General features: G+C 64.0%; 12 protein-coding genes and 1 riboswitch. Of the genes, 9 read left to right on the top strand and 3 right to left on the bottom strand.

Annotation, left to right across the window (positions count from 1 at the left end):
• Positions 1-579 (top strand): EF-Tu/IF-2/RF-3 family GTPase (locus IYY11_RS10450; protein ID WP_246719844.1); only part of this gene is annotated, 579 nt, incomplete at its 5' end.
• Positions 580-750: 171 nt separating this feature from the next.
• Entirely contained in the window at positions 751-1,320 is a 570-nt protein-coding gene (locus IYY11_RS10445) for an NUDIX domain-containing protein (protein WP_196403794.1), read from the top strand.
• Positions 1,321-1,375: 55 nt separating this feature from the next.
• On the opposite strand, the gene IYY11_RS10440 is transcribed toward IYY11_RS10445, so the two are convergent.
• Together IYY11_RS10440 and IYY11_RS10435 are read right to left on the bottom strand one after the other, a co-directional pair.
• Positions 1,376-1,684 (bottom strand): TonB-dependent receptor plug domain-containing protein, encoded by a 309-nt coding sequence (locus tag IYY11_RS10440; protein WP_196403793.1) that lies wholly within the window; start codon positions 1,682-1,684, stop codon positions 1,376-1,378.
• A gap of 82 nt (positions 1,685-1,766) precedes the next feature.
• The gene (locus IYY11_RS10435; RefSeq protein ID WP_196403792.1) at positions 1,767-1,979 is read right to left on the bottom strand and encodes a hypothetical protein; all 213 of its coding nucleotides are present in this window, start codon (positions 1,977-1,979) and stop codon (positions 1,767-1,769) included.
• 229 nt (positions 1,980-2,208) lie between these two features.
• On the opposite strand from IYY11_RS10435, the gene IYY11_RS10430 reads away from it, so the two are divergent.
• The 6 genes from IYY11_RS10430 (at position 2,209) to IYY11_RS10405 (ending at position 7,977) form a co-directional block, all read left to right on the top strand.
• Complete coding sequence (locus tag IYY11_RS10430; RefSeq protein WP_196403791.1) at positions 2,209-2,985, top strand: DUF1499 domain-containing protein; 777 nt, start codon at positions 2,209-2,211, stop codon at positions 2,983-2,985.
• A 95-nt stretch (positions 2,986-3,080) separates the two neighbouring features.
• On the top strand, positions 3,081-4,085 hold the full coding sequence (gene pdhA, locus IYY11_RS10425) for a pyruvate dehydrogenase (acetyl-transferring) E1 component subunit alpha (RefSeq protein ID WP_196403790.1): 1,005 nt from the start codon (positions 3,081-3,083) through the stop codon (positions 4,083-4,085).
• Positions 4,086-4,097: 12 nt separating this feature from the next.
• A complete protein-coding gene (locus IYY11_RS10420; protein ID WP_196403789.1) occupies positions 4,098-5,570 on the top strand; it encodes a pyruvate dehydrogenase complex E1 component subunit beta in 1,473 nt (490 codons plus the stop codon).
• 2 nt (positions 5,571-5,572) lie between these two features.
• Positions 5,573-6,508 carry a 2-oxo acid dehydrogenase subunit E2 gene (locus tag IYY11_RS10415; protein WP_196403788.1) on the top strand — a complete coding sequence of 312 codons (936 nt, stop codon included), beginning with the start codon at positions 5,573-5,575 and terminating at the stop codon, positions 6,506-6,508.
• A gap of 55 nt (positions 6,509-6,563) precedes the next feature.
• A complete protein-coding gene (locus IYY11_RS10410; protein ID WP_210331311.1) occupies positions 6,564-6,788 on the top strand; it encodes a GDCCVxC domain-containing (seleno)protein in 225 nt (74 codons plus the stop codon).
• Positions 6,789-6,840: 52 nt separating this feature from the next.
• Entirely contained in the window at positions 6,841-7,977 is a 1,137-nt protein-coding gene (locus IYY11_RS10405) for an Mrp/NBP35 family ATP-binding protein (RefSeq protein ID WP_196403786.1), read from the top strand.
• An 85-nt stretch (positions 7,978-8,062) separates the two neighbouring features.
• On the opposite strand, the gene IYY11_RS10400 is transcribed toward IYY11_RS10405, so the two are convergent.
• A complete protein-coding gene (locus IYY11_RS10400) occupies positions 8,063-9,454 on the bottom strand; it encodes an OmpP1/FadL family transporter (protein ID WP_196403785.1) in 1,392 nt (463 codons plus the stop codon).
• Positions 9,455-9,871: 417 nt separating this feature from the next.
• Positions 9,872-9,965: riboswitch (TPP riboswitch) on the top strand.
• Positions 9,966-10,067: 102 nt separating this feature from the next.
• Here IYY11_RS10400 and thiC point away from each other — a divergent pair.
• Complete coding sequence (thiC, locus tag IYY11_RS10395) at positions 10,068-11,891, top strand: phosphomethylpyrimidine synthase ThiC (RefSeq protein WP_196403784.1); 1,824 nt, start codon at positions 10,068-10,070, stop codon at positions 11,889-11,891.
• Positions 11,892-11,895: the final 4 nt, after the last annotated feature.

Below are 11,895 nucleotides of genomic sequence, written 5' to 3'. Positions count from 1 at the left end.
CCGGAGCGTCCGAAGGATCAGCCGTTCCTGATGCCGGTCGAGGACGTGTTCTCGATTTCGGGCCGCGGCACGGTGGTGACGGGGCGCATCGAGCGCGGCGTGATCAAGGTGGGCGAGGAAGTCGAGATCGTCGGCATCCGTCCGACGGTGAAGTCGACGGTGACGGGCGTCGAGATGTTCCGCAAGCTGCTCGACCAGGGCGAGGCGGGCGACAATGTCGGCTGCCTGCTGCGCGGCACGAAGCGTGAGGACGTCGAGCGCGGCCAGGTGCTGTGCAAGCCGGGCTCGGTGAAGCCGCATACGAAGTTCAAGGCAGAGGCGTATATCCTCACCAAGGAAGAGGGCGGCCGCCACACGCCGTTCTTCACCAACTATCGCCCGCAATTCTACTTCCGCACGACGGACGTGACCGGCATCGTCACATTGCCCGAGGGCGTGGAGATGGTGATGCCGGGCGACAATGTGACGATGGAAGTCGCGCTGATCGTGCCGATCGCCATGGAGGAGAAGCTGCGCTTCGCCATCCGCGAAGGCGGCCGAACGGTTGGAGCTGGAGTGGTCGCATCGATCATTGAATGATCGATGCGACGACGGAATGCGATCAACCGCATTCCTATGCGGCGCCGGCGTCGTCGCCAGCATCATCGAGTGACCGCTGCCGCGCGCTGAGACAACAGGGGCAGGAGCCGCGCTCTTGCCCCTTTTTTTGGTCTATTCAATTTCAGATAGCGGCGACAGATTAAGTTCCCCATGAAGCCTTCCGTCATCAAACTCGAACGCACGCACCAGCGCTGGGCGACCATGTCGATCGCGACCATCCGCATGCCCGACGGAAAGATCTTGCTGCGCGATGTCGAGGACCATGGCTGCGCGGCCGCCGTGCTGCCATACGATCCCCTGCGCAAGACGGCGCTGCTCGTGGCGCAGCTGCGCGCCGCGGCGCTGATCGCCGTCGGCGCGACGGAGTCGCTCGAAGCGATCGCCGGTCTCGTCGAGCGCGAAGATGACGCGGCCGCCACGGCAAAACGCGAGGCGCTCGAAGAAGGCGGATTGCGGCTCGGCGCGCTTGAGCATGTCGCGACCGCCTGGTCGATGCCGGGCGTTTCGACCGAGCGCATGGCGCTTTATCTTGCCGAATACCGTGCCGAGGATCGCGTCGGCGACGGCGGCGGGGTCGCGCATGAAGACGAAGAGGTTCGCGTCGTCGAACTGGGCCTCAAGGAACTCGCCGCGTTGATGGCGGCGGACGGCGTCGTCGACATGAAAACGCTCGTGCTCGTTCAGGCGTTGCAGCTTCGCCGCCCTGAACTCTTCGACTGACGCATGTCGACTGGATGGCCGACGTAAGCCGATAAATCCGAATGCCGGCGATCCTCTAGCAGCCTCCGCTGCTGACCCCCGGCGCGAGCCGCAGCGCGTCGCAGAGATTGCGCGACTGGAAGTCGTCCATCATCTTTCGGGTGATGACGCTGGTTGAGCCCGGCACTTGCATGACGGGCGTTGGCGCTCCCGTCGGTCCGGTCACATAATCGGAGAAATAGCCGTCGTCAGTATATGGCGGCGGCGGCGCGACACGGTGAACCCGGGCATGCGCGCCGCGCACGCGCACGTCAGCAGCGGCGGCGGTTGTCAGACCAACAGTGGCGACGGCGATGAGCAGGAATAGGGCGACGGCCTTGCGCATGGCGTTGTCCTCCTGCCCGAAGCATATAGGGGTCCGGGGCCACAAGGAAGCAGCCCGGCGAGCGGCGGCCGTGAGCGCCAGCTTAGGCGGCGAGTTCGTCGCCCAGAAGCACTGCCGGCAGGCGGCGCTCGTCGAGGCGCTCGACCGTGGCTGTCGGCTGCTGAGCGAACTGTTCGACTTCCAGCGCCGCGGCGACGGCGGAAATGCCGATCTCGCGGTAAAGCCGCGCGAGAAGGTCATGGGGATGGCCGCCGGATTGGGGCTCGTTGAACTCGACGGAATACTTGTCGGACATGGGCGCGCTCGACGACTGGAGGGAACTCAAGGGACGTTTTCCTAGGATTGGCCTTCGCAAGTTAACGAGCCGCTAACGAACGGGGACCGAGGCGGCGTTCGCCCGACTTTTTTTCAAATGCGTGAGAGTCGTTGCATTCGCCGTGAAATTGCGAAAAATGCGCCCAAGCCGCCCCTTGGGCCCTTGGCCCCTTGACCCCTTGGCGGCGGTCACGCGAGTCTTTGAACCGATGCGACGTCATCTTCCGCCCGAGCCCTGGTCGAAAGTCGCGCTGTGGAGCCGACGGTTCGCGATTTTCGCCGCGACTGTGGCGATTTTGGCGATCCTTCTGGGGCGACTTGGCGCCCTTGATCCGGCGTCGGCGCTCGCCTCGCTGGGCGGCGCCATGGCCTTGGCGCTGATCGCGCTGCTCTTGTTTTGCGCCGCCTGCAACGTGATTTGGCGGACAGGACGGCGCGGGGCGGGCGCGGCGGCGACCGCGTTTTTCATCGCGGCGCTGACGCTGGGCTACCCCGCCTATCTGGCTTTCGAGGCGGTGCGTCTGCCGGTGCTTTCCGACATTTCGACGGACGTCGCCGATCCTCCCTATTTCTCCTTTTCCAAAGCCGCCTTCGAGGCGCGCAGCGGCTTCCAGCCTCCGGGTCTGCCGTCCCGCGCGCGGGAGGCGCAGCGGCCGGCCTATCCCGACGTCGAACCGATCGTCGTCGATCTCGATACGGACGAGGCCTATGCTCTGGTGCTGAAAACGGCCAAAGCCCGCGGCTGGACGCTCGTCGACAAGCGGCCGCCGGGCGGGCGCAGCGGCGACGGCCACATCGATTTCATCGACAAAACGCTCGTCATGGGATTTGACGACGACATCACCGTCCGCTTCAAGCCGCTGCCCGGCCAGACGCGCATCGATCTGCGCTCGGCGTCGCGTTACGGACGCCATGACTTTGGCGTGAACGCCAAAAGAATCGCCGCTTTCGCCGAGGAACTCCAGTCGCAACTCGACACGCGCTAGCGCGCTCCCCAAATTGAACGGCAGTGCGAGGCGCTCGTTTTCGCCGGCGTCTTCGATTATGCTGCACAGCAAAGCTTAGCGACGGGAGCGGTGAAATGGTCGAGGAAAGCGGCGTCGCTTCAGCAAGCGCGTCAACGATTCCCCCTTTCTCCCGCGAGCAGGAGCTGACCGCCTTTCGCGACATGCTGCTCATCCGGCGATTCGAGGAAAAGGCCGGACAGCTTTACGGCATGGGCGTCATCGGCGGATTCTGCCACCTCTACATCGGCCAGGAAGCCGTCGTCGTCGGCGTCAAGATGGCGGCGCGCGACGGCGACCAGTTCACCACGAGCTACCGCGACCACGGACATATGCTCGCCTCGGGAATGGAGCCCAGGCGCGTCATGGCGGAGCTCGCCGGAAAGCGCGGCGGCTATTCCAAGGGCAAGGGCGGCTCCATGCACATGTTCTCGCGCGAAGCGAATTTCTACGGCGGGCACGGCATCGTCGGCGCGCCGGCGCCGATCGGCGCGGGGGTGGCCTTCGCCAACGCCTATCGCGGCGACGGCCGCGTATCTCTCACGTTCTTCGGCGAGGGCGCCGCCAACCAAGGCCAGGTCTACGAGGCCTTCAACATGGCGTCGCTCTGGAAACTGCCGGTCGTTTTCATTGTTGAGAACAACCGTTATGCGATGGGCACGGAGATTTCCCGCGCCTCCGCGCAAATCGACCTCTCCAAACGCGGCGCGGCTTTCGGCATTCCGGGCAAGCAGATCGACGGGATGGACGTGCGCATCGTCAAGGCGACGGCGGACGAGGCGATCGAATGGTGCCGCGCCGGCAAGGGTCCCTATCTCATAGAGGCGCAGACCTATCGCTATCGCGGCCACTCGATGTCCGACCCCGCGAAATACCGCTCCAAGGAAGAAGTCCAGAAGATGCGCGAGGAGCACGATCCGATCGAGCAAGTCCGCGCGCGGCTGATCGCCGACGGCATGAGCGAGGACGAACTCAAGAAGATCGACGCCAATGCGCGCAAGATCGTCGCCGAAGCCGCGGATTTCGCCACTGCGGACAAGGAGCCGGATCCGAGCGAGTTGTGGACGGACGTGCTGGCGTGAGAGATTGATTGAATGACCGTGAATGTCCTCATGCCCGCGCTGTCTCCCACGATGGAACAGGGCAAGCTCGCCAAATGGCTCAAGAACGAAGGCGACGCGGTGAAAGCCGGCGACGTCATCGCCGAGATCGAGACCGACAAGGCGACGATGGAGGTCGAAGCGGTCGATGAGGGCGTGCTGGCGCGCATCCTCGTTCCCGGCGGCACCGAGAATGTCGCCGTCAACACGCCGATCGCGGTGATCGCCGAGGAGGGCGAGGAAGTCGCCGACACCGCCGACCACGCGCCGGTCGATCGCGTCGGCGAAGAGGACAAGGCGCAAAAGCAGGCTGAAGCCGCGCCACCGGTTCCGGGCCAGACCGCGCCGCAGGACGAACCCGGCGAAGCCAATAAGGCGGCGACGAAAGCCGCTGTCGAGGCCGCGACGCCCGCGCCCAAGGCGACGAGCGTCGCCAAGGAACCATCAGCGACCGTCGCCCCGGAGGTGCCCGAAGGCACGACGATGGTGTCGATGACCATGCGCGAAGCCTTGCGCGACGCCATGGCCGAAGAGATGCGGCGCGATCCGAACGTCTTCGTGATGGGAGAAGAGGTCGCCGAATATCAGGGCGCCTATAAGATTACGCAGGGTCTTCTGCAGGAGTTCGGCGCGAGGCGCGTCGTCGATACGCCGATCACCGAATATGGCTTCGCCGGCGTCGCCGTCGGCGCGGCTTTCGCCGGATTGCGGCCGATCCTCGAATTCATGACCTTCAATTTTTCGATGCAGGCCATCGACCACATCGTCAATTCGGCGGCGAAGACGCGTTACATGTCCGGCGGACAGATCAACTGTCCGATCGTTTTCCGCGGACCGAACGGCGCGGCGGCGCGCGTCGCCGCGCAGCACAGCCAGGATTATTCCGCCTGGTATTCGCAGGTGCCGGGGCTGATCGTGATTTCGCCGTCAAACGCCAGCGACGCGAAAGGCCTGTTGAAGGCGGCGATCCGCAACGACAATCCGGTCGTGTTTCTCGAAAATGAGATTCTCTACGGCAAGACGTCGGAAGTGCCGGCGCTGGAGGACTTCGTCCTGCCGATCGGCAAGGCGCGCATCGCCCGGCCGGGCAAGGACGTGACGCTCGTCTCCTTCTCGATCGGCATGACCTATGCGCTGCAGGCCGCCGAACAGCTCGCCAAGGAGGGGATCGACGCCGAGGTGATCGATCTGCGCACGCTGCGGCCGATGGACACGGCGACGATCATCGAGTCCGTCAAGAAGACCGGCCGCTGCGTCGCGATCGAAGAAGGCTGGCCGCAGTGTGGAATATCGGCCGAGATCGCCATGCGCGTGCAGCAAGAGGCCTTCGATTATCTCGACGCGCCGGTGCTGCGCGTCACCGGCAAGGACACGCCGATGCCCTACGCCGCCAATCTCGAAAAGCTCGCTTTGCCGAGCGTGGCGGATGTCATCACGGCGGCGAAGGCCGTCCTTTACAGGTCTTAGTGATGGCGCTCGTCACTCCCGACACTGGCGCGCCGCGCATCTTCGCTTCGCCTCTCGCGCGCCGTCTGGCGAAGGAGGGCGGTCTCGATCTCACGGCGCTGCAAGGCTCCGGGCCGCATGGCCGGGTCATCGAACGCGATGTAAAATCGGCGCTCGCGCGCGGAGAGACGACCAAGGCGGCGCCGCTCGCATCAGCTCCCTCTGCCGACGCGACGCGCAAATTCTACGAGGCCGGCTCCTACGAGGAAATCCCGCACGACAATGTGCGCAAGGCGATCGCGCGCCGGCTGACGGAATCGATCCAGACCATTCCGCATTTCTATTTGAACGTCGACTGCGAGATCGACGCGCTGCTGCGCCTGCGCGAGGATTTCAACGCCGCCGCGCCGCTCGGGGCGGATGGCAAACCGACATGGAAGACGTCGGTCAATGATTACGTCGTCAAGGCGCTCGCGATCGCCCTGCAGCGCAAGCCCGAGGCGAATGTCACCTACACGCCGGACGCGTTGCTGCGCCATAAATCGTCGGATATCGGCGTCGCTGTGTCGATCCCCGGCGGGCTCGTCACGCCAATCATCCGTAACGCGCAGGCGAAATCGGTTCGCGAGATTTCCGAGGAGATCAAGGAACTCGCCGGACGCGCCCGCGCGCGCAAGCTGAAGCCGCATGAATATGAAGGCGGCGTGTCGGCGGTGTCCAATCTCGGCATGTATGGCGTGCAGAGTTTCACGGCGGTGATCAATCCGCCGCAGTCGACGATCCTGGCGGTCGGGCAGGGCGAGCAGCGCATGATCGTTAAGAACGGCGCGCCTCTTGTGGCGACAATGATGAGCGTGACGCTGTCCTGCGATCATCGCGCCGTCGACGGCGCGCTCGGCGCCGAGCTTTTGGCGGAATTCAAACATGTCATCGAACATCCGGCGATGATGTTCGCGTGAATAGCGCGGATTCCCTCTCCCGCGAGCGGGAGAGGGAATAACCCCGAGGTGGTTGGTGCAATTACAGTCGACCCTCACCTGTCCGCACTGCGCGCGCGCGGAAACGCTCGATATGCCGCAGGACGCATGCGTCGTCGTGCATGTCTGCGCCGGCTGCGGCGCGCGGCTGACGCCAAAGACGGGAGACTGCTGCGTGTTCTGCTCCTATGGCGACGTTCCATGCCCGCCCGTGCAGAAGGAGGGCGATTGTTGCGGCCGTCCGATGGACGCGCGCCCCTAATCGCGGCATATGGCTTGCCTGGAACAGCTCTAAACAGGCAAGGAGCGGGCGCGTGGCGACGGAAGCTGACATTTTGAAGGCTCTGGAAGGGCTCTACGGGCCGGGTGGAGCGCCGCTCGCCGGCGCGGTAAGCGGCGTCAATCTGTCGGGCGCGAAGGCCTTCGTTTCGCTGGCCGGCGATCCGAGCCAGACGCAGGCCTGGGAGGCGGCGCGAGTCGCGGCCGAGCGCGCGATCAAGGCGGCGCCGGGCGTTGAGCAGGCGATCGTGACCTTGACGGCCGAACGCGCCGCGCGCCCCGAGGCGCCGGCGCCTCGGGCTCAAGCACATTCCCATGCCCATGCCCATGCGCATGGCCCCGGCGCGCCGCCGCCGCAGCAAAAAGCCGGAATTCCGGCGCTCGAAAAAATCCGCTTCATCGTCGCCGTCGCCTCGGGCAAGGGCGGCGTCGGCAAGTCGACCACGTCGGCCAATCTCGCGCTCGGCCTCGCCGCTCAGGGTTGGCGTATCGGCCTGCTTGACGCCGACGTCTATGGCCCCTCGATGCCGCGGCTTTTCGGCCTGAATGGCAAACCCAAGGTTGAAGGCGGCAAGCTCGCGCCGCTCGAAGCCTATGGCGTGAAGATCATGTCGATGGGTTTTCTTGTCGACGAGAACGTGCCGATGGTCTGGCGCGGTCCGATGGTGTCGCAGGCAATTTCGCAAATGCTCGGCGAAGTCGCCTGGGGCGAACTCGACGCGCTGGTCATCGACATGCCGCCCGGCACCGGCGACGTTCAGCTCACCATCGCGCAGCAGGTGCCGCTCGCCGGCGCGGTGATCGTCTCGACGCCGCAGGATCTGGCGCTGATCGACGCGCGCCGCGCCGTGGCGATGTTCCAGAAAGTCGAGGCGCCGATCCTCGGCGTCATTGAAAACATGAGCTACTTCCTGTGCCCCCACTGCGGCGAGCGCTCGGAAATTTTCGCGCATGGCGGCGCGCGCCGCGACGCCGAGCAGATGGGCGTGCCTTTTCTGGGCGAGGCGCCGCTCGACATCAAAATCCGTCAAACCTCGGACGCCGGGAGTCCGATCGTGGGCGCCGAGCCCGACAGCCCGCAGGCCGCCGTCTATCTCAATCTCGCGTCGAAGGTGAAAACGCTGCTCGAAACGCAGAAAACACGCGCGGCGCCAAAGATCGTCGTCGGCTGAGGCGAGACGCAAAAAAAACGCGCCTCCCGTTCAGGAGGCGCGCCAGGCGGCGCCGATCGCTGCGGCCGTCAGGGAGCGCTAGTTTTCAGAAATGACTAGGAATCCAGGAAGTATCGCCTGCATCCCATTTGTAATTGTAGCCGACCGTGAACTGGGTGGCGCGACCCCAGGCGGTGATTGTGGCGTTTGGGTTGTAGTGGGGAGGAACGTTCAGTGAAATCGCGGGAAAGAACGCCCTGCCGACAAAGGGATTGTTTTCGGCGTAGCTGACCGAATTTTTGAAGTCGTAAATGGCGGCGAAGTCGATCGACGAATTTTTCGTCAACTGATAGCCAAAGCCGCCGGTGACGGAGTGAGCGGCGACGGCCGGCGCCAGCGCCGCAAGCGTGGCGGCGCGGTCTCTACCCGGGACAGTTGAGTAGTGGTAGCCAACGCGCAAGGCCAGCTTTGGCGTGGCGCGCCATTCGGCGCCCAATGACGCGGAGTCGGTGTCGCGCCAATCGAAGCCAAGACCGCCGGATGAACCGAATGACCCGTACCAAATGGGAAAGCTTTGATTGCCTACGGTCGTCGCTGAATAAAAGATGTGTCTCCAGTCAGCCATCAACGTGAGGTTGGGCAGCACGTCATAGGCGACGCCGGCGATCACGTTCGCCGGAATGTCGAAACTGCCCTGGTCCGCTAAAAGTCCTCTGTATTTCTGAAATTTGGTCATGAACATGGGCGTCGTGCCGGAGAAGCCAAAGCGCAGTTCATCCGTCGCGCGCCACTCGAGGCCGATGCGGACGCCGCCCCCGACCGACCAATCGTAGGCCATGTCGGAAAAGTTGTACATGTTGGAGGAGTAGGGGGAGAGGATTTTCAGTCCCTGCACATTCAACATCTGAACAGCGATCGTGGGCGAAAATCCAATAGTGATGGAACCAAATTTTCTGGCGTAGGTGGCGCTCATAAAGGACTGCTGGAGGTCGAGCCCGGCCGCGCCGCCGCCGAGCACGCCGCCAAACGTCGGAGCGACAGTGATAATGCCTCCCGGGCCCGCTTTGACCGGCGGCTTGAAGTGCCCAATGTCATAGGTGGTATTGAGGCCGCCGTTGCCGTAGGTAGCGAGGCCCCAAGCAGACTCTGCGTCGATCGGCTGGACATAGGCGCCGTTTGGCACGGGAAAGATCGGTCGACCGCTCCTGACATCGCCAGGCGCCAGGACCACCGGCTGCCCAACGGTCGAATAGCCGCGCTCGGGCAGGCTTACGCCGAGTCCGACTTGAAACATCCGTTCCAGTCCGACAATGCCAGCCGGGTTGATCGACATGGCCATTGCGTCTCGCGAGTCGGCGACGCCGGCGCCGCCCAAGGCTCTCTGACGCGGACCATAGCCTGTCAGGAAATAGCCGTCGGCGCCAAAGGAGAGCGAGGGCGAGAGGGCCGCGACCGTCATCGCCGTGAAGAGAAAGCTGCGCGAGATCAGTTTTGTCATCTGCGAGTCCCGAAGCGCCCCGCGATCGCGAGCCTTCGCCTGTCGCGCCGAGCGTCGACCTGTTAATATTGCTTTACAGTTACCAGACTCTCTTGCCGCAAGGCGCGATTTCGCGTTCACATGCATCGATTTTTTGGCTCTGTTACGTCTTTGCAACACAAGCGCTTTTCCGGGTGAGGACTCTCTTGACGTCCCAGCTTGAGCCCGGCTTATGCGACGAGTTTGCACGCGCAAGTCCGCCCAGCGGGGGCCCGGGCCGCCCTCCCGCATTTGGCCAGCCCCGGCGCCTTCTCACGAGCGTCACGCCCCATACCTTAATCTCCGCGTCGATGCTCGCCGGCGCATGGGCTGCCCGCATCGCCGAGCGAACTTGCAACACGCGAACTTGCGACACGCGCGGGAACGCGGTAATTTTTCCCTAATGGCGAGGGGCGCCGCTAACGCGGCTGAGAAGCACCCGTCGAACCTGATCCGGGTCATGCCGGCGTAGGGAAGGCCAGCGAAAGAGCGAACGGCGCGCGCCTCGCGTCGCCGCAGTGATAGCGCATCCCTCCTTCGTCTTCCTGACTCAGCGTCCGCTTCCCTTGAAGAAGCGCGATGAAGGAGCGCGATCATGAACATTCACGACAAGCGCATGCCGGCGAGCGTCACCACTGGGCCGATCGGAAAATCGCGCAAGGTCTATTCTTCGCCGAAGGGACGCGACGACATTCGCGTGCCCTATCGCGAGATCGCGCTCGACCCATCCTCGGGCGAGCCGCCGCTTCGGGTCTACGACCCTTCAGGACCCTATACCTGCGCATCCTTCACGCCCGACCTTTCAGCGGGGCTTCCCGCTGCGCGTCCCTGGCTCGCGACGCGCACAGGTCTCGAAACCTACCAAGGACGTGGCGTTAAACCCGAAGACAATGGCTTCGCCGAAGGCGAGCGCCTCGTGCCGCCTTGCCCGGCAGAGCGCGGGCTTCATCGGGCGGCCGGCGCACAGCCCGTCACTCAGCTTGAGTTCGCCCGCGCGGGGATCATTACCGAAGAAATGATTTATGTCGCGCATCGCGAGAACCTCTGCCGCGAGCGCGCGCTCGATGTCGCGAAAGAACGCATCGCCGACGGCGAGAGCTTTGGCGCCGCCATTCCCGAATTCATCACGCCTGAATTTGTGCGCGAGGAGATCGCGCGCGGCCGCGCCATCATTCCGGCGAATGTCAATCACCCGGAGCTCGAGCCGGTCGTCATCGGCCGCAATTTCCTGGTGAAGGTCAACGCCAACATCGGCAATTCGGCCGTCACCTCTTCCGTTGCGGATGAGGTCGAAAAGATGGTGTGGGCGATCCGCTGGGGCGCCGACACGGTGATGGACCTCTCCACCGGCCGCAACATTCACAACATCCGCGACTGGATCATCCGCAACGCCTCCGTGCCGATCGGCACCGTGCCGATCTATCAGGCGTTGGAAAAGGTCGGCGGCGACGCGCTGAAGCTCGACTGGGAAGTTTTCAAAGACACGCTGATCGAGCAAGCGGAGCAGGGCGTCGACTACTTTACGATCCATGCGGGCGTTCGCCTCGCCTATGTGCCGCTGACCGCCAATCGCGTCACCGGCATCGTCTCGCGCGGCGGCTCGATCATGGCGCGCTGGTGCCTGTCGAAGCATAAGGAGAGCTTCCTCTACGAACGCTTCGACGAGATTTGCGACATCATGCGCAAATATGACGTGTCCTTCTCGCTCGGCGACGGTCTGCGCCCCGGCTGCAACGCCGACGCCAATGACGCCGCGCAATTCGCGGAGCTGGAGACTCTTGGCGAATTGACGAAGATCGCCTGGGACAAAGGCTGTCAGGTGATGATCGAAGGCCCCGGCCATGTCCCGATGCACAAGATCAAAGCCAATATGGACAAGCAGCTCAAAGTCTGCGGCGAAGCGCCGTTCTATACGCTCGGCCCGCTCGTCACCGACATCGCGCCGGGCTACGACCACATCACGTCAGGCATCGGCGCGGCGATGATCGGCTGGTTCGGCACCGCGATGCTGTGTTACGTCACGCCTAAAGAGCACCTCGGCCTGCCGGATCGCGACGACGTCAAGACCGGCGTCATCACCTATCGCATCTCGGCGCATGCGGCCGATCTCGCCAAGGGCCATCCGGCGGCGCGCGAACGCGACGACGCCATGAGCCGCGCGCGTTTCGACTTCCGCTGGGAGGATCAGTTCGAGATCGGACTCGATCCCGACACGGCGCGCGAATTCCACGACGCGACGCTGCCGAAAGAGGCGCACAAGGTTGCGCATTTCTGCTCGATGTGCGGGCCGAAATTCTGCTCGATGCAGATCACGCGCGATCTGCGCGAGGAGGCGAAAGAGATCGAACGCCAGAAGGGCATGGCGGAAAAGAGCGCGGAATTTTTGGAAAAGGGCGCGGAGATTTATGTGCGGGAGTAGAGCG

The sequence above is a fragment of the Methylocystis sp. H62 genome, assembly GCF_015709515.1.
Classification (GTDB): domain Bacteria; phylum Pseudomonadota; class Alphaproteobacteria; order Rhizobiales; family Beijerinckiaceae; genus Methylocystis.
The sequence above is the reverse complement of the archived record's forward strand: the minus strand, read 5'-3'. Positions and strand labels throughout refer to the sequence as shown.

Excerpts from the sequence above, each read along its gene's own strand:
- IYY11_RS10445 (WP_196403794.1), top strand. The coding sequence starts at position 751 with ATGAAGCCTTCCGTCATCAAACTCGAACGCACGCACCAGCGCTGGGCG.
- IYY11_RS10440 (WP_196403793.1), bottom strand. The coding sequence starts at position 1,684 with ATGCGCAAGGCCGTCGCCCTATTCCTGCTCATCGCCGTCGCCACTGTT.
- IYY11_RS10435 (WP_196403792.1), bottom strand. The coding sequence starts at position 1,979 with ATGTCCGACAAGTATTCCGTCGAGTTCAACGAGCCCCAATCCGGCGGC.
- IYY11_RS10430 (WP_196403791.1), top strand. The coding sequence starts at position 2,209 with ATGCGACGTCATCTTCCGCCCGAGCCCTGGTCGAAAGTCGCGCTGTGG.
- pdhA (WP_196403790.1), top strand. The coding sequence starts at position 3,081 with ATGGTCGAGGAAAGCGGCGTCGCTTCAGCAAGCGCGTCAACGATTCCC.
- IYY11_RS10420 (WP_196403789.1), top strand. The coding sequence starts at position 4,098 with ATGACCGTGAATGTCCTCATGCCCGCGCTGTCTCCCACGATGGAACAG.
- IYY11_RS10415 (WP_196403788.1), top strand. The coding sequence starts at position 5,573 with ATGGCGCTCGTCACTCCCGACACTGGCGCGCCGCGCATCTTCGCTTCG.
- IYY11_RS10400 (WP_196403785.1), bottom strand. The coding sequence starts at position 9,454 with ATGACAAAACTGATCTCGCGCAGCTTTCTCTTCACGGCGATGACGGTC.
- thiC (WP_196403784.1), top strand. The coding sequence starts at position 10,068 with ATGAACATTCACGACAAGCGCATGCCGGCGAGCGTCACCACTGGGCCG.